At 59.3% G+C, this 16,810-nt stretch carries 17 protein-coding genes and 1 tRNA gene; 9 read left to right on the top strand and 9 right to left on the bottom strand.

Annotated features, from left to right (window positions below; all coding sequences use genetic code 11):
* Positions 1-212: 212 nt before the first annotated feature.
* From EDF70_RS08965 to EDF70_RS08945, 5 genes are all read right to left on the bottom strand, one after another.
* Entirely contained in the window at positions 213-1,271 is a 1,059-nt protein-coding gene (locus EDF70_RS08965) for a porin (protein ID WP_132273006.1), read from the bottom strand.
* Between the two features lie 40 nt (positions 1,272-1,311).
* Positions 1,312-2,238: a site-specific integrase gene (locus EDF70_RS08960; RefSeq protein ID WP_132273005.1), complete on the bottom strand. Its 927-nt coding sequence runs from the start codon at positions 2,236-2,238 to the stop codon at positions 1,312-1,314.
* Positions 2,239-2,390: 152 nt separating this feature from the next.
* Positions 2,391-3,482, bottom strand: a complete 1,092-nt coding sequence (locus EDF70_RS08955; protein ID WP_132273004.1) for a porin — start codon at positions 3,480-3,482, stop codon at positions 2,391-2,393.
* A gap of 586 nt (positions 3,483-4,068) precedes the next feature.
* A tRNA-Ser gene (locus tag EDF70_RS08950) sits at positions 4,069-4,158 on the bottom strand.
* Positions 4,159-4,264: 106 nt separating this feature from the next.
* On the bottom strand, positions 4,265-5,485 hold the full coding sequence (locus EDF70_RS08945) for an FAD-dependent oxidoreductase (RefSeq protein ID WP_245519102.1): 1,221 nt from the start codon (positions 5,483-5,485) through the stop codon (positions 4,265-4,267).
* Positions 5,486-5,733: 248 nt separating this feature from the next.
* Here EDF70_RS08945 and EDF70_RS08940 point away from each other — a divergent pair, with 248 nt between their 5' ends.
* Together EDF70_RS08940 and EDF70_RS08935 are read left to right on the top strand one after the other, a co-directional pair.
* Positions 5,734-6,084: a hypothetical protein gene (locus EDF70_RS08940; RefSeq protein ID WP_132273002.1), complete on the top strand. Its 351-nt coding sequence runs from the start codon at positions 5,734-5,736 to the stop codon at positions 6,082-6,084.
* A gap of 99 nt (positions 6,085-6,183) precedes the next feature.
* Entirely contained in the window at positions 6,184-7,305 is a 1,122-nt protein-coding gene (locus tag EDF70_RS08935) for a pyridoxal phosphate-dependent aminotransferase (protein WP_132273001.1), read from the top strand.
* A gap of 263 nt (positions 7,306-7,568) precedes the next feature.
* Here EDF70_RS08935 and EDF70_RS08930 read toward each other — a convergent pair whose 3' ends face one another.
* The gene (locus EDF70_RS08930; protein ID WP_132273000.1) at positions 7,569-7,844 is read right to left on the bottom strand and encodes a sel1 repeat family protein; all 276 of its coding nucleotides are present in this window, start codon (positions 7,842-7,844) and stop codon (positions 7,569-7,571) included.
* A 523-nt stretch (positions 7,845-8,367) separates the two neighbouring features.
* On the opposite strand from EDF70_RS08930, the gene EDF70_RS08925 reads away from it, so the two are divergent.
* Complete coding sequence (locus EDF70_RS08925) at positions 8,368-8,703, top strand: DUF2147 domain-containing protein (RefSeq protein WP_132272999.1); 336 nt, start codon at positions 8,368-8,370, stop codon at positions 8,701-8,703.
* 151 nt (positions 8,704-8,854) lie between these two features.
* Positions 8,855-9,016: a hypothetical protein gene (locus EDF70_RS29950; protein WP_165931971.1), complete on the top strand. Its 162-nt coding sequence runs from the start codon at positions 8,855-8,857 to the stop codon at positions 9,014-9,016.
* Positions 9,017-9,022: 6 nt separating this feature from the next.
* Here EDF70_RS29950 and EDF70_RS08920 read toward each other — a convergent pair whose 3' ends face one another.
* Complete coding sequence (locus tag EDF70_RS08920) at positions 9,023-9,337, bottom strand: hypothetical protein (protein ID WP_132272998.1); 315 nt, start codon at positions 9,335-9,337, stop codon at positions 9,023-9,025.
* A gap of 237 nt (positions 9,338-9,574) precedes the next feature.
* Here EDF70_RS08920 and amn point away from each other — a divergent pair, with 237 nt between their 5' ends.
* From amn to EDF70_RS08905, 3 genes are read left to right on the top strand one after another with little or no spacing between them, the layout of a single operon-like run.
* Positions 9,575-11,074 carry an AMP nucleosidase gene (gene amn / locus EDF70_RS08915; protein WP_132272997.1) on the top strand — a complete coding sequence of 500 codons (1,500 nt, stop codon included), beginning with the start codon at positions 9,575-9,577 and terminating at the stop codon, positions 11,072-11,074.
* A gap of 47 nt (positions 11,075-11,121) precedes the next feature.
* Positions 11,122-11,400 (top strand): hypothetical protein, encoded by a 279-nt coding sequence (locus EDF70_RS08910; protein WP_132272996.1) that lies wholly within the window; start codon positions 11,122-11,124, stop codon positions 11,398-11,400.
* Positions 11,397-11,825 carry a type II toxin-antitoxin system VapC family toxin gene (locus EDF70_RS08905; protein ID WP_132272995.1) on the top strand — a complete coding sequence of 143 codons (429 nt, stop codon included), beginning with the start codon at positions 11,397-11,399 and terminating at the stop codon, positions 11,823-11,825. The genes EDF70_RS08910 and EDF70_RS08905 overlap by 4 nt, the downstream gene beginning before the upstream one ends.
* Before the next feature lie 13 nt (positions 11,826-11,838).
* Here the strand turns inward: EDF70_RS08905 and EDF70_RS08900 are convergent, their stop codons facing one another.
* Complete coding sequence (locus tag EDF70_RS08900) at positions 11,839-12,831, bottom strand: lysylphosphatidylglycerol synthase domain-containing protein (RefSeq protein WP_132272994.1); 993 nt, start codon at positions 12,829-12,831, stop codon at positions 11,839-11,841.
* A gap of 80 nt (positions 12,832-12,911) precedes the next feature.
* Between EDF70_RS08900 and EDF70_RS08895 the strand changes: the two genes are divergently transcribed.
* Together EDF70_RS08895 and EDF70_RS08890 are read left to right on the top strand one after the other, a co-directional pair.
* Positions 12,912-13,931 carry a glycosyltransferase family 2 protein gene (locus EDF70_RS08895; protein ID WP_132272993.1) on the top strand — a complete coding sequence of 340 codons (1,020 nt, stop codon included), beginning with the start codon at positions 12,912-12,914 and terminating at the stop codon, positions 13,929-13,931.
* A complete protein-coding gene (locus tag EDF70_RS08890; RefSeq protein WP_132272992.1) occupies positions 13,906-15,432 on the top strand; it encodes a glycosyltransferase family 39 protein in 1,527 nt (508 codons plus the stop codon). Before EDF70_RS08895 ends, EDF70_RS08890 begins: the two co-directional genes overlap by 26 nt.
* A 21-nt stretch (positions 15,433-15,453) precedes the next feature.
* On the opposite strand, the gene EDF70_RS08885 is transcribed toward EDF70_RS08890, so the two are convergent.
* A complete protein-coding gene (locus EDF70_RS08885; protein ID WP_281033559.1) occupies positions 15,454-16,809 on the bottom strand; it encodes an aspartate aminotransferase family protein in 1,356 nt (451 codons plus the stop codon).
* Position 16,810: the final 1 nt, after the last annotated feature.

Below are 16,810 nucleotides of genomic sequence, written 5' to 3'. Positions count from 1 at the left end.
CAAACGCTCACCGACATCCACCTTCCCGCGGCATATGTGTCCGGCGAAAATCTGAAGCACTTCATTTTTAATGGATTCGAATCACTTGGCCGAAACGGCTTCAGATATTCGCGGCTTGGCGCATCTCGCAGCCAAAACACACAGCTTAACCAACCCCAAACAGAAAAGCCCGGCCAAAGGCCGGGCTCTCCGATCAAACCTGAAAGGTCAGATTAGAACGAACGCTGCAGACGGAAGAAGCCGTCCCAACGGTCGTCAGAACCGGCGCCCGAGTCAACGTCGGTGTAGTTGACGGTTGCCTTGGCGGTCAGGCCCTGGGTGATCTTGTAGTCAGCCGTTACACCAGCGCGCCATGCATCACCAGCCTCAGGCTGGCCACCGACGAATACGATGTTGTCCCAGTACTGTGCGCCAGGAGTGATCGACAGCTTGTCGGTTACAGCGATAGCGTATTCTGCACCAACGGTCCACTCAGCAGCGTCGAAGTAGCTGTTCGAGCCGGTTGCGTAGGCAGCGAAGACGCCGAGCTTGCCCGGGCCGAGTTCAGCGGTCAGCGTAGAAGCGAAAGCTGCTTCTTCGGTGCCGAAATCGTAACCAGCGAAGAAGTCGATCGATACTGCGCCGAGCTTGCCAGCGATAACGCCGTTGACGCCGATTTCGTCGTCGTTACCAGCGAGGTCGGTCTTCCAACCAGCTTCCGAGTTGAACGCGTCAGCCTGGATGTAGGCCTGGAAAGCGCCGCCATCGAAGGTATAACGGATCGAGTTGTTCAGCGTGTTGGCGCCGAAACCACCACCGAATACGTCGCCAGGACGGCCGTCAGCGAGAACGGTTTCGCCCGGAAGACCGGTATCGAAGTAGTTGAAGAAGTAACCGACGCGCAGGCCGCCGAGTTCAATGAAGGTGTCCTTCAGAACGAAGTCCTGGCTGAGACCGTTGGTGTTGGCTTCCATGTTGATGATAGAAGCCAGCGTGCCGAGTTCGGTGTCCGACTTGGCAGAGATCTGCAGCTTGCCGCGGGTGTTGGTGCGGTAGCCGCCATCAATGCCAGCAAATTCCGAACGACCGTCGATCTGCGTACGAACGTAACCACCGATCTTGAGGCAGGTTTCGGTGCCCGGGATGTAGAAGTAGCCGGTGCCGAAAGCGTCGCAAACGCGGACGTATTCCATGGGCTCAGGTTCAGCAGCAACGATAGCGTCGGCAGCCTGTGCGCCAGATACAGCAGCGAGAGCTGCTGCGGAGCCGAGAAGAAGGCTCTTGATGTTCATGTTTGACCTCCAGTCAAAATTGGAGCATCAAATTTGTGGTTTACGGTCGCCGCTCCAGGATTGGCACGCAGACGTCAAGATCGTGAGAAGCTAGATGGGCGTATCGCATCGTCATCTGAAGCGTCTGATGTCCCAGCCACATCTGAACACGGCGTATATCTATGCCTCCCCTGACAAGACGCGAGGCACATGTATGTCTTAGAACGTGCGGCACTACATTTTCGTCGGTACCGAGCCCAACGTCTGCCTTGGCGGAGTTCCACACGCTTCGAAAGCGTTGCTGGTCGACGGAAGCAAAAGGTCCATCTTTCGCGCCAGCCTGTTGGCCGACAACATGGACTGCTCGCGGTGTTAGCGGAACAGTCCTGCTTCTGCCCGACTTGGTAATCCAGAAGGTGGCTCGATTTTCATAAATGTCGTTCCAGTGTAACCCGATCCCCTCTCCCAAACGCGCTCCTGTATCAACGAGGAACACACAGAGGGCGTAATACAGCTCATCTTTTGCTTTTATCGCCGCGAACAGTCGATCCTCCTCTTCGTATTCGAGGAATCGAATCCGGCCAGCCTTTTCTTTCTGGCGCCGGAATTCTGGAAGGCTGTGTATATCGCCCATTTTGAACGCTTTCCGCAGCAGCTTGCTCAGCGCCGCCATCTTTCTATTGATGGTCGCGTTGCTGTTGCCACGTTTGCGTAATTCGCCAATGAGCCGATCTACCATTTCATCCGTGAAAGCGTCGAACGAGTGACCTAACAAGATCTCGTCCAGCTCCCCGACGAAGGCTCGGACATTGGCTTTATGACTGCCTGTTTCCCAGAGGATATCTGCGTACTGTTCCAGGAGCCGAATAAGACTGGTGGACGCTACGACTTTCGGACCGCTGGCATTGAACTGATAGTTGACAGCGTAGGGCTTGCCGAAGGAAGGGAACGCTGAAAGCTCCCCTTTATGTCCGGTTTCTTTGCCCATTTCGCTCTCCCGATGCGGTTAGCATCGTCGGAATGCATTCAACTACAACAGGCAGCGCTCCAGAGCATGAGGGCCCTAGAGTATTTAAAGAATGCTTGTGGCAAAACAGCAACGGCCCGCAGTCATTAGGCTGCGGGCCATCGGATCAGGTATTAGAACGAACGCTGCAGACGGAAGAAGCCGTCCCAACGGTCGCCATCAACGCCGTTACCGAGGTCAACGTCGGTGTAGTTGACGGTTGCCTTGGCAGTCAGGCCCTGCGTGATCTTGTAGTCAGCCGTTACGCCAACGCGCCATGCCTCACCACCGGTGTAGCTACCGCTTGCGTCATAATCGATGTTATCCCAGTACTGAGCGCCCGGGGTGATCGAGAACTTTTCGGTTACAGCGATCGCGTATTCTGCACCGATGCTCCATTCTGCGAAGTCCCAATAGCGGGAAGCGCCGAAGGAGTATACGCCGAAGACGCCGAGCTTGCCCGGGCCGATTTCAGCCGACAGAGTCGAAGCAAGAACAGCTTCTTCAGCGTCGAAATCGTAAGCAGCGAACAGGTCAGCAGATACGCCGCCGAACTTGCCAGCGATCAAGCCGTTGATACCGACTTCGCCGTCGTTGGCGCGAACGTAGTCGCCATCAGCGTTAACGAAACCATCGGTCTTCCAACCAGCCTGCGAGTTGAAGGCGTCGGCCTGAACGTAAGCCGTGAAAGCGCCGCCATCGAAGGTGTAACGAATGGAGTTGTTCAGGGTGTCGCCACCGATGTAACCGCCGCCGAGAGGACCACCGTCGGAAAGAACGGTTTCGCCCGGAAGACCGTTATCGAAGTAGTTGTAGAACTGACCAACGCGAAGGCCACCGATTTCCAGGTAGGTTTCTTCGAGGTAGAAGTCGCTCGAAGCAGAGTTAGTGTTGGCGCGCAGCGTGATCTTGGAACCAAGCGTACCGAGTTCCGTGTCCGACTTGGCTTCAACAGTCAACTGACCGCGGGTGTTGGTGCGGTAACCACCGAGCTGACCGGTCACGTCGAAGTCCGAACGACCGTCAACCTGTACACGAACGTAACCACCAATCTTGAGGCAGGTTTCGGTGCCCGGGATGTAGAAGTAGCCGGTGCCGAAAGCGTCGCAAACGCGGACGTATTCCATGGGCTCAGGTTCAGCAGCAACGATAGCGTCGGCAGCCTGTGCGCCAGATACAGCAGCGAGAGCTGCTGCGGAGCCGAGAAGAAGGCTCTTGATGTTCATGTTTGACCTCCAGTCAAAGTTACATAAGGGTCTGGGTTCTTATAGCTGAAGGACAGCATTCCCTGCCCCATCCCCGTCGGTATTCGAAAACGTGCGATCCACCGCCGCGCTTCCGAGATTGAAAATACTCGACCAGCCACTGCACGCAATCTTGAACTGGGAGATTTGCGGTTCATCACCCCCGCTTCCAATCACGCTGTTGCGCAAAGGACACAAAACGCCTGTTGAGGATCGTTCAATTTTTACAAATCCTTAACAATTGCATTGGGAAGCAGCCACTTAGCGGCGGCAATGCGGGATTTTACCCTGTGGACGGCCATGAGAATCGGACGGAAAGACGGAATGCGCCATGATTCCCGGCCGCAACGCCGACCCCTGAATTTATAGGGGATCCGTCCATCGCCGCGCGGAAGGGGTCGCGTTGTGGAAAATGCGCCACCGAATGTCATGGCAAGACAGAGGGGCGCGATATCCTGATCGCTAGAACGCGGCGACCCATGCATCCGGCGCAACGTGCCATCGGAACAAAACGGCCGATTGCTGGCTGTCTGTGTCTGACGTCATCTTTTATGGGAAAATCGTTTGATGGCGGAGAGGATGGGATTCGAACCCACGATACCCTCTCGGGTATACTCCCTTAGCAGGGGAGCGCCTTCGACCACTCGGCCACCTCTCCGGTGCCGTGGTGATTATTCGGGAAGAATCGCGATTGCAAGGTCTTTTGTGACGTTGCGCGACATTTCCTTATTATAGGGGCGCTTTTCCACGCCCCTGACGAAACTTCAGCCGAGAAGAAGCTTCAGGTCGGCAGCGGAATCAGCCAGCACATCGCGATTCGGTTCGCGGCCCTGATCGAGCAGGCGTTTGCCGGTGGCATAGGCCTTGGCATCGTTGATGGCATCGACCGCCACAAACCGCCCCTCTTTGAAGTACCAGACGGAAACACTGCCCGGACGCGCACCCTCGCGCACCACGGTCTCGTCGAAACCGAGGTTGAAGCCGGCGATCTGCAGTTTCACATCATACTGATCCGACCAGAACCACGGCTTTGCATCATAGGCGATCTCCTCGCCCGTCATAACCACGGCCGCGGCTTCCGCCTGGTCGATGGCGTTCTGGACCGATTCCAGCCGCACGCGGGCGCCGCGCCAGGGCAGGCTTGTGCAATCGCCGACCGCATAGATGGAGCGATCGGATGTGCGGGCGAATTCGTCGACGATGATGCCATTGCCGACATCCAGCCCGCAATCACCGGCCAGCTGGTCATTGGCGGACACGCCGATGCCGACGATGACGGCATCCACATCGATCACCGTGCCGTTTGACAGTTCGGCCGCAGCCACCCGGCCATCCTTGCCGATCAGCCGCTTCAGGCCGGTGTTTTCGAGAATGGCGACACCATGCTCCTTATGTATGGCGCGCATGATGGCGGCAGTCTCTGTGGAGGCGACGCGTTTGAGAATACGGTCGGCCATTTCGATCAGCGTCACGTCCAGCCCGAATTTCTTCGCAACGGCCGCAGCCTCCAGCCCGATGTAACCGCCACCGATCACCAGCAGGCGACGGCCCTCCTTCATTTCCTTTTCCAGAAGGTCGGCATCGCGCTTGGCGCGCATCACATAAACGCCCTCGAGATCGCCGCCGATCTCGGCCGGCAGCGTGCGGGGCGTTGCACCGGTCGCCAGCGCCAGCGTGTCGTAGGCGATTGTCGATCCGTCCTGCAGCGTCACGGTTTTGGCATCGCGGTCGATCTCCTCCACAAAGGCGGAAAGACGCAGGTCAACATCGTTCTCGGCAAACCATTCGGGCACGCGCAGCAGCAGGCGGTCGAATTCCATTTCGCCGGACAGGTATTTCTTTGAGAGCGGCGGCCGCTGGTAGGGCGCCACATCTTCCGCGCCGAGCATGGTGATCGGCCGCATGTCCTTCAGCGCTCTCAGCTTGGCCGCGAGCGCCAGTCCGGCCTGCCCTGCCCCGACGATTACCAGTCTGCCTGCACTCACGTCATGCCCTCTATATATATGCCCGCCATGTGCGAACGGATGACAGGGGTAAAGCCGCACCGCCAAGGCGTCAACAGACGCTCCGGCCTCAATAGCCATTCAAGACCGCTCACGTGCAGTTACGCGAGGATTCGCGTCGCTCATTCAAATTTTACCGATGCGTTTCAATATGCATCAGCGGAAACGCCGTAGACTATAGTCAAAAGACAGGGCCCAGGGAGGGTCTCATGCCGCCGAGCGCGACGAACATGACGAAAACGAGCACGCCGAATGCGGGCATTCCGCGCGACAAGATCTACGAGCAGTTCGATATCGACCGGCCCGGCAAGATCATTTTCGTCGAGCATCACCTTTCGACCAAGCAGAACCTGCGCTGCCTGATCCGCAAGATGTCCATTTATGGCGCCGAGCTCGAAGTCAGCCCCTGTATAAAGGTATCGGGTCATTTCTTCCTGGAAATTCTCGGCATCCGCGACGAGATCGGCTGCACGCTGATCCGCCGCGAGGAAGAAAAGCTGACGGTCGGTTTCAACATGCTGATCGACCCGGAATTTCTCCATCACGTCATCCGGCTGGGGTTTGACGCCGACCACGGGTGATTCTGTCGGCAGAACAGGTCGTCGCAGCGGGTGAATGCGCTTGCGCACGCACGAATTGGACCTATTGTGTGCCGGTTTTTGCCAAACCGGAATGCGTATATGTCTGACCAGTCATCCTTTTCCCGCTTTACCCCGCTGATCCAGAGCCTGCCCGCCACCGTGCCTTTTATCGGGCCGGAAGCGATCGAGCGCAATCGCGGACTGATGGTGAAGGCGCGTATCGGCGCCAATGAGAACGGTTTTGGCCCTGCCCCCTCCGTAATCACGGCGATTGCGGAAGCGGCAACCGATACCTGGAAATACAACGACCCGGAAAATTTCGAGCTTAAGCAGGCTCTCGCAGCGCATCTGCACATCCGCCCGGAGAATATCGCTGTCGGTGAAGGCATCGACGATCTGCTTGGCCTGATCGTGCGCATGGTGATCGAACCCGGCTTTCCGGTCGTCACCTCGTTCGGCGCCTATCCGACCTTCAACTTCCATGTCGCAGGTTTTGGCGGCCGGCTGGTAACGACGCCTTATGTCGATGACCGCGAGGACCTGAACGGGTTGCTGGACCTGGTGCGTCGCGAAAACGCGCCGCTGGTCTATTTCGCCAATCCCGACAATCCGATGGGCAGCTGGCACACGGCAGACGATATCGTCGCATTCGCCAAAGCGCTGCCCGAAACCTGCCTGATGATTCTCGATGAGGCCTATTGCGAGACCGGGCCATCCGATGCCACGCCCGCCATGGCAGCTCTTATCGATATGCCCAACATCATCCGCACCCGCACCTTTTCCAAGGCATATGGTCTGGCCGGCGCGCGTATCGGTTATGCCATCTCGACGCCCGGCACAGCGCAGGCCTTTGACAAGATCCGCAACCATTTCGGCATGGCGCGCATCAGCACGGCAGCAGCCTTGGCGGCGCTCAAGGATCAGACATATCTGACAAAGGTGATCGGCGAGATTTCGGCCTCACGCGACCGGATCGGCAAGATTGCTCGCGACAATGGGTTGCTGCCGCTCGCCTCCGCCACCAATTTCGTTGCCATCGATTGCGGTCGCGATGGTGTCTATGCCCGCGCCATCGTTGATGGCCTGATGGATCATGGTGTGTTCATCCGCATGCCGGGCGTGGCGCCGCTCAACCGCTGCATTCGCATAAGCGCCGGTACGGAAAAGGATATGGCGCTTCTGGAAGCGGCATTGCCGCAGGTCCTCAAGACGCTGGCATAAAGCCAAATCACAGCAAAAGACCGTGCCGGCCTTGTTCCTGCCGGTCACGGTCTCAAATGGGTGACGTCAATCCGGTTCTTGGGCGACCAGTTGGTGACGTCGAAAGTTTGTTATTCTCTGCTTTTGATCGTGAAATGCGATGCCCTGCGGCGTCCTTGTGCGTCCTTCATGGCGAACAAGGACGCCGCAGCATTCTAGAATTTGCACATCATACTCTCAGAGAGCCGGGTCCGGTCTGAAGCGTCATGCGACAGACGGGTGCATCAGTGCATGGTCATCCAGTCGCGAGCGGCGCGCAGGGCAAGCGCGATTTCCGTCTTGCTCATCTGGTGGGTGAGATCGGCGCGCAGTTCGGCGGCACGGTCGGAGCCCTTGATGGCGGCGATGTTGAGCCACTTGTGGGCAGCGACCAGATCGACCGGGCAACCGCGGCCGGTCGCATACATCAGGCCCATGTCGCAAAAGGTTTCGGCGCGGTCGGCACCACCCGCATGGGCGGCGCCGGCCAGTTCGGTATCATGCATTTCAAAACGTGCCATCTGACTTAATCCCTGTTTCGGTCGTCGTTGTTGCAGTCCCTGTTTTATCTGCCCTCGTGGGGCCCCGACGATCACCGTTCGAGCGGCTTTTCGATCTCTCGGGCGGCAGGTTTTCCCTGCTCGTTTGATGACCCCAATATGCCTGCCGGGTTTCAAAATTCGCCTAAAATGCATGATTAATTCGATGCAAACAAAGTCCAAACGCTTGGTAAACTTGGCTTTTTGTTAAACATCGCATCCCTTGACAGACAGGCGATCCGCATAAAAATTTACGAAAATTTCACAGGCCGAAATTGACTCTTCGTTCACCAAGGATTCCGTTGCGAAATTCTTCATCTACGAAAAACGTCGAAAATCCGCGGCTTCCGGCGCGCCAAATCGGGCCGCCAAACCCACCGATCCTCACAGTTTACCTTTACGTACGCGTAAGCTAAATTGATCGTGCCTGCGGTTTATCAATCGCCGGCTGGGAGGAACACGTCGCCAGCGCCCTGTCGCCGGCGGCTCTGAGGAGGAGATTTGCATGAAACGTTTCTTGGTTCTGGCCGGGCTGATGCTCGGCGCATCCGGCGCATTGGCTGCCGAACCGATCGAGGGCAACTGGAAAACCGCGAGCGGCGAGACCGCACAGATCGCCAAATGCGGCGGCGCTTTCTGCGTGACGCTGAAAACCGGCAAACATGCCGGCAAGCAGATCGGCAAGATGGATGGCAAGGGCGACGCGTATAGCGGCGAAATCACCGATCCGGCCAATGACAAGACCTATAGCGGCTCCGGCGCCGTCACCGGCAATTCGCTGAGGATGAAGGGCTGCGTGATGAAAATCCTCTGCAAGACGCAGACCTGGACGCGGATCTGACCTGATCCGGCGGGCGCTGTGGAGGCGGTGCCCGCCAAACTCTAGGCAAATCGCGTTAACGCTTGTGAATGCCGGATGAACCCGCATCTCAGTGACCATTCAGCCTGATGGCGACACTATGGCTTCACTTTGGCGCGTAAGGGGTAACAAAATGACCATCATTGCAAGACGCATGACGATCCTGGCCTTCATCATGGCCATTTTTGCCCTGTCCTTTTCGGCGCTGGTTACCCATCACGGCAAGGGGGCGACATCGCGGCTGAACGCGCAGGCTTTCTGCACCCAGCCCTACGGATGCACGGCCTCGCTCTGAGCCGGATCAGCCGACATAGATGATACTACCGCCATCCTCGACGCGATCGATGGCGACAACGTCATCGAGGTTGATCGAGCGGTTTTCCAAGGACTTCAGCAGATCGGCGTCATTAGCGATCTGTTTCTGTGCCGCCGCCATAGCCTCCGGGGTCTGGTCCGGAAAACGCGGAAGCTGCGGATCAGCACTGGATGACAGCGCGACATGAACGACGGTGACGCCATCACCAGCGGCTGCGGCCCCCAAGGGCACCAGTGCTTCGGCGGTGGACGGTGCCTTGGGCGCGAGAGCGGCCATGGAAACGGATGATACAAATTTCATCGGCTTGTTCCTCTTCAATCGCCCCGGACGTCACTGTCATGGACTGTGAAGATCGAACGAAGGAAAACGCCGGCCGTTCCGGTGCAGCGCCGAGGTTTTCGCTGCCCTGACGCAGACTTGATGTTCCATCACGCGGGCGTCATTCCAACCGATGGTCCCGAAGCCGCTTCGGATTCATGTCACAAACCATGAAACAGATGTCTTTCGCTTGTGACGCGCAGCGTATTATAGTGCTGCATGAACAAACGGATAAAGACGATCACCCCCATGACCTGCATCTCCCCCGCTGCCGCCGAACGGCAGGTTTTCGACGATGCCGAACAGGCCGTCGATGCCCTCATCGCCCTTTATGAACGCAACACGGCCTTCCTGATCGACGCGTTTCAGTCGCTCGCCCACGGCGCACCGGTTGCCGGGCGTTACCGGGCCTTCTATCCGCAGGTCAGCATCGAAACCACGAGTTTCGGCCATATCGATTCGCGCATCTCCTATGGCCATGTTTCGGCACCGGGCGTCTATACGACCACGGTCACCCGCCCAAAGCTGTTCCGGCACTATCTCGTCGAACAGCTCGACCTTCTGATGCGCAACCATCATGTGCCGGTCATCGTCTCGGAATCGACCACGCCGATCCCGCTGCATTTCGCCTTTGGTGAAGGCGCTTATGTCGAAGCTTCGGGCAACAGCGCCTTGGCCGACCATCCGCTTCGCGACCTGTTCGACACGCCGGATCTCAACAATACGGACGACCTGATCGCCAATGGCGAATACGAGGCGCTGCCGGGCGAACCGGCGCCGCTTGCCCCGTTCACCGCCCAGCGTATCGATTATTCGCTGGCCCGCCTTGCACACTACACCGCAACCGGCGCCGACCACTTTCAGAACTTCGTGCTGTTCACGAACTACCAGTTCTATATCGACGAGTTCACCGCCTGGGCGCGGGACATGATGGCCAATGGTGGCGAAGGTTACACGGCCTTTGTCGAACCGGGCAACATCATCACCCCGGCCGGCGCTGCCTCCGCTCCGGAAGCGGTCGGCCGCCTGCCGCAAATGCCGGCCTATCACCTCAAGAAGGACGATCATTCCGGTATCACGCTGGTCAATATCGGCGTCGGCCCCTCCAATGCGAAGACGATCACCGACCATATCGCCGTGCTGCGCCCGCATGCCTGGCTGATGGTCGGCCACTGCGCGGGCTTACGCAACAGCCAGCGTCTGGGCGATTACGTTCTGGCGCATGCCTATATGCGCGAGGACCACGTGCTCGACGACGACCTGCCGGTCTGGGTGCCGATCCCGGCACTCGCCGAAGTGCAGCAGGCGCTGGAAGATGCGGTGGAAGAGATCACCGGCTTCGAGGGTTTTGAGCTGAAGCGGATCATGCGCACCGGCACCGTCGCCACCATCGACAACCGCAACTGGGAACTGCGCGACCAGGCCGGCCCGGTCAAACGCCTGAGCCAAGCCCGCGCCATCGCGCTCGACATGGAATCGGCCACCATCGCCGCGAACGGTTTCCGCTTCCGTGTACCCTACGGCACGCTGCTCTGCGTTTCCGACAAGCCGCTGCATGGCGAGCTGAAACTGCCGGGCATGGCGACGGCCTTCTACAAGACGCAGGTCAGCCAGCATCTGAAGATCGGCATCCGTGCGGTGCAGAAACTGGCGGAAATGCCGACGGAGACCCTGCATTCGCGCAAGCTGAGAAGCTTCTACGAGACGGCGTTCCAGTGACATTGTCCTGATTGCGGCGTATCATCTGGAGCCTATGGAGGCTCCAGATGACCCGATCCGTGAAACTTGACGATGAATTGGTCAGAAACGCCGAAGAAATCACCGGCTTTTCCGATGCTGCCGCCGTAGAAGAAGCGTTGCGCATTCTGGCCAAGAACCATGCGCGCATGCAGGCAATTGAAGACATGCGCGGCATGGGCTGGCATGGCCGACATCAAAGCAGTCCGACATTCGAAACATTGGCGGAGGAATTTAGGGCGCTGACGGCCGGACGAAAGCACACACCTTCCGAAGTGCTGATGCGAGAGGGACGCGATGAGCGATGACGCCCTTCGTTGTGGACGCCAGCGTTGCCATCAAATGGGTCGTTAACGAGGCGGGCACGGACAAGGCCTTGGCCCTTCGCCGCAACTCAAGGCTGATGGCACCCGAACTGATGCTGGCCGAATGCGCAAATATCCTATGGAAAAAGGTACGCCGCAGTGAACTCTCGGCCCTCGAAGGCCGGTTTGCAGCCATGCTCATCGAAAGCACCGGCATAGAGTTCGTTGAAATGAGGTCGCTGATTACAGAGGCAGCAGAACTAGCATTCGCGCTGGATCATCCCGCTTACGACTGTATGTATCTGGCCTTGGCGCGACAGGAGGAATGCCAGTTCGTGACAGCTGATGAACGTCTGGTTCGAAAGCTTCGACAGACTACAGCCACAGACCTTCGCAATATCGCGATCCTGCTCGACGATTGCGTATAAACAACTCGCCTGATCAGCCGCCTGCTTTGGCTCCACGCGCCACCAGGAGTGACAGCGCCGTACCGATCAGCGAGGACATGATGATCAGCAGGTGGGCGTTGACCGCAGCCTGCCCCAGAGTTTCCAGCGCCGCCTTTGTGGTCGGCGCCCCAAAGGCGATGGCGCCGGCGGTGATGCCGGCCGGATAGGTGCCGACACCGGCCGGCGCATGCACGGGCAGCACGGAAGACAGCTCGCCACCCAGCCCGCCGCCGAAGGCCGCACCGAGGTCAAGCCCGCATAGCAACACGAGAACCCAGGCAAGAACCGCCACCTTGACGAACCAGTTGACCAGCGTCGCGCCCCAGGCGCGGGCGAAGGCAGCGTTGTTGGCAGGCAGGCCGGCGGCAGCTTCTTCGACAAGCCGCTCCAGTTTGGCGCCCTTGCCGCTCGATGGCAGGATTTTTGCCAGCATCTCGACCGCCCGGCCGCGCAACGCAAAGGCAATCGCCGGCAGCACCAGAAAGGTCAGCCACAGCAGCCACACCCAGCCGCCATAACCTTGCGAATACATGGAAAGGGCTTTGCCGACGGCGGCGGCGGCCAGCAGCGCATGCAGGTCGAACAGCCGCATCACCAGAAGCGCAGAGGTGGAGCGCGCCAGCGGCACGTCGAATTCACGCCGCATCAGCAGCGGAAAGCTCGCCTCCCCTGTGCGAAACGGCATCATCACGTTCAGAAGGTTGTGGACCTGCACCAACCGCAACAACACGCCGAAACGCCCCATCGTTTCGGCCGGGAAATAATCGTAGATACGCCAGGTGCGCAGAACATAGGTGGTCAGCAGCAGCACGATGGCCAGCACCGCCGCACCCCAGCCGGCCTTCTGCCAACGCTCGACGATCACCAGCCAGCCCCAGAACCATTCGATGAACAGCGCGTAGGCAAGGATGATCGCCACCGTACCGAGCCACATGGCGTTGCGGATTATCCACGGGCCTTGGCTGGCAACCGGATCGTTCTTCATATAGAGGATGCCTCATGTTTCGGCTTTTGCGGCGTCTTTCGCAATCATGCCCGAAAGCCGAGCTTTAGGAGAAAGACAGAGTGGCGACAACAGCAGAATCGATCCAGTCCCGGCTAACCTCGGCTGAACCGGTCGAACTGTCGCTGGTGGTGCCGATCTTCAACGAAGAGGAAAGCGTCGGCCCGCTGATTGCCCGCGTGCGCGAAGCGATGACCGCGTATGACTGTCCGTGGGAACTCATTCTCGTTGACGACGGCTCGACCGATGCGACGCTGGCGAACGCCCGTCTTTCTGTCGGGCAGCCCGGTCTCGATCTGAAGATCGTCGCGCTGCAACGCAATTTCGGCCAGACGGCCGCCATGCAGGCCGGTATCAACCAGGCCGCCGGCCGTCTGATCGCCACGCTCGATGGCGATCTTCAGAACGATCCGAAGGACATTCCGCAGATGGTGTCGGAACTGGAGCGCCGCGAACTCGACCTTCTGGTCGGCTGGCGCAAGAACCGGCAGGACGGTCTGGTGCTGCGAAAAATCCCGTCATGGATCGCCAACCGGCTGATCGGCCGCATCACCGGCGTGCGCCTGCACGACTATGGCTGTTCGCTGAAAATCTACCGCGCCTCGATCATCAAGCAGGTGCAGCTGATGGGCGAAATGCACCGTTTCATACCGGCCTGGGTGGCCGGCGTGGTGCCGAGCTCGCGCATCGGCGAGATGCCGGTGACCCACCATGCCCGCGAACATGGCGCCTCCAAATACGGCATTTCGCGCACTTTTCGCGTGATCCTCGATCTGTTGTCGGTGATGTTCTTCATGCGCTTCAAGGCGCGGCCGGGGCATTTCTTCGGTTCGCTGGGTCTTGGGCTGGGCGCCATTTCGGCGATCATCCTTGCCTATCTCGGCTTCGACAAGTTCATCCTCGGCAACGATATCGGCACGCGGCCGCTGTTCCTCATTGGCGTCATGCTGTTCCTGTCTTCGGTACAGATGATCACCACCGGCATTCTCGCCGAGATGATGGCACGTGTTTATTATCGTGACGACAGCACGCTCAGCTATATCGTCAGGGAAGTTTATGGCAGCGACCAGCGCAACGGCTAAACCCTCATCTTTCCTCGCGCGACCATCGGTCATCCTGTGGCTGATCCTCGGTTATTTCGCGCTTTCGGTGATCCTGCGCCTCGTGCGCTCGGACGCGCTTCAACCGGATGAGGCAGAGCAGGTCTTTCAGTCGCAATACCTGCTGATGGGTTACAGCCGCCAGCCGCCCTTCTACAACTGGCTGCAGATCGGCATGTTCGAGCTGCTGGGGCCCTCCATCCTCGGCCTGTCGCTGCTGAAGAACCTGCTGCTTGCGCTGACCTGCATCATCTTCGGACTTGCTGCGCGCACGCTGCTGAAGGATCGCGACATGGCGACCGCCGCCATGCTTGGTGTGCTGACCATGCCGGCGATCATCGTGATGGTGCAGCGTGACCTGACGCATGCCGTCGCGCTCTTCTGTTTCGTCGCGCTGTTCCTGCTGACCTTTTTCCGCACGCTGACGCGGCCGAGCCTCATCGCCTATCTGGCCACAGGCGTGGTCGTCGGGCTTGGTATCATCACCAAATACAATTTTGTGGTCCTGCCTACCGCGGCCATCATTGCAGCGCTTGCGGATGCAGACCTGCGCAAGCGCGTGCTCGACTGGCGCCTTGTCCCGGCGCTGGTCATCGCCGGGCTGATCTGTCTGCCGCACATGGTGTGGGTTCTGAATAATGTCGATACCGCCACCGCCGGCACGATCTCGGCCATGCGCGAAGATGGCAATGGCAACGCCCTGCTGGATCGCGTCGAAGGCCTGCTCTCCATCATCACTTCGGCGCTTCAGGGCGCCGTGCCCACGCTGATCTTCTTCGCCATCGCCTTTCCCGGCCAGATTCGCTCCGCATCGCAGGCGGAAAACCGCTGGACCCGGCTGACGGGCATCACGCTTCTTGCCTGTCTTGCGATCGTTGCGCTTATTGCACTTGGCTTCGGCGCCAGCAGCATCCGCCAGAAATGGCTCGCACCCTTCCTCATGCTGTTTCCGCTTTATGTCTGCCTGAAACTCGATGCGGCTGGCGTCGAGGCGCGGACAGGCCTGAAAAGGCTGACGATTGCCGTCATGAGCGTTGCCACCCTGTTCATCATCTATCTGGCGGCGGCCAACATTGTCGCGCCGTATTTCGGCAAATATGGCAGGGAAACGATCCCCTACCGCGCTTTCGTCGAACGGGTTCTGGCCGAAAACGGCAATCAGCGACCGACCGTCATACTGACCGACAGCACGGCTCTCGGCGGTGCCGCACGCATTCTCCTGCCGGACGCGTTACTGCGTCTGCCGGAAGACGCAGCGTTGAGAAAAGGCGCGGTGGCACCCGCAGCCGGCAGCACGCTGGTGCTCTGGACCGGCGAAGACCCGGACGCGGCGACACAGTCAGCACCATCAGCCGTGCTGAACGTGCTTCGAGAAAGCGGCAATGCGCTCACCGCGCCGGGCAGAACCATGACCGTGCCCTATCAGTTTTCCGGCGGCGGCAAGACCGCAACTTTCGGCTATATGTGGGTGCCGGCTCAATAGGTTTTCGAGGCCGGCTCTCCCTCACCCCATTCTTGCTTCGCGCAAATGGTCCAACCCGCCGCGCAGCTTGTCGATCATCTCGTCCACTTCCGAATGGCTGATCACCAGCGGCGGTGAAGCCAGCATGCGATCCGAGGTGGCGCGCATCACCAGACCGTTTTCCAGGCAATGGTTGCGCACCAGCACGCCGGCATCGTCCGGTTTGGCGTAACGGGCGCGAACGGTCTTGTCGGGCGAAAGCTGCAGCCCGCCCATCAGACCCGCCACCTGCGCCTCGCCGACCACGTCGTGATCCTCGAGGCTTTTCCAGGCTTTTGCGAAATAGGGGCCGATATCGTCGCGCACCCGTTCCACCAGCCCCTCGTTTTCGAGAATGGCGAGATTGGCGAGCGCAGCAGACGCCGCCACCGGATGGCCGGAATAGGTATAGCCGTGATGGATTTCTTCCTGCGCCAGAACATCGGCCACGCGGTCGCTGATCAGAACACCGCCGATCGGCAGATAACCGGAGGACAGGCCCTTGGCGATCGGCGCCATGTCCGGCTCGACGCCGAAATACTGGTGGCCGAACCATTCACCGAGACGCCCGAAACCGCAGATCACCTCGTCGACGATCAGTAGAATGTTGCGCGCCTTGCAGATGCGGGCAATCTCCGGCCAATAGGTGCTTGGCGGCACGATGACGCCGCCCGCCCCCTGCACCGGTTCGGCGACGAAAGCGGCCACCTTGTCCTCGCCGAGTTCGTCGATCTTTGCTTCCAGTTCGCGGGCCATCTTCAACCCGAAATCCTCGGGCGAAAGATCGCCGCCCTCGGCATACCAGTAGGGCTGGCCGATATGGTGGATGCCTTCGATGGGCAGATTGCCCTGTTCGTGCATCAGCTTCATGCCGCCGAGCGAGGCACCGGCAACCGTCGAGCCATGGTAACCGTTGCGACGGGCAATCACCTGCACCTTTTCGGCTTTCCCCTGCGCCTTCCAGTAGACGCGCGCGAGACGAAACCATGTGTCGGTCGCCTCGGAGCCGGAATTGGTGAAGAACACGCGGTTGAGGTTCGGCCCGGCATGTTCGGTGACCTTCTGGGCAAGCAGCGTCGCCGGTTCGGTCGTGGTGCCGAAGAAGGTGTTGTAATAGGGCAGTTCCTGCATCTGCCGCGCCACCGCATCGGTGATCTCGCGGCGGCCATACCCGACATTGACGCACCACAGGCCGGCAAAGGCATCCAGATATTTCTTCCCCGTACCATCAAAGATATAGACGCCCTCGCCGCGGGCGATCACCCGCGCGCCCTTCTCGTTCAGCTCAGTCATTTTATTGAACGGATGCATATGGTGGGCGGCATCGATGGCGGCGAGATTGGACAGTTTTGCGGTCACG

This window comes from Neorhizobium sp. JUb45, from assembly GCF_004343585.1.
GTDB lineage: Bacteria > Pseudomonadota > Alphaproteobacteria > Rhizobiales > Rhizobiaceae > Neorhizobium.
The sequence above is the reverse complement of the archived record's forward strand: the minus strand, read 5'-3'. Positions and strand labels throughout refer to the sequence as shown.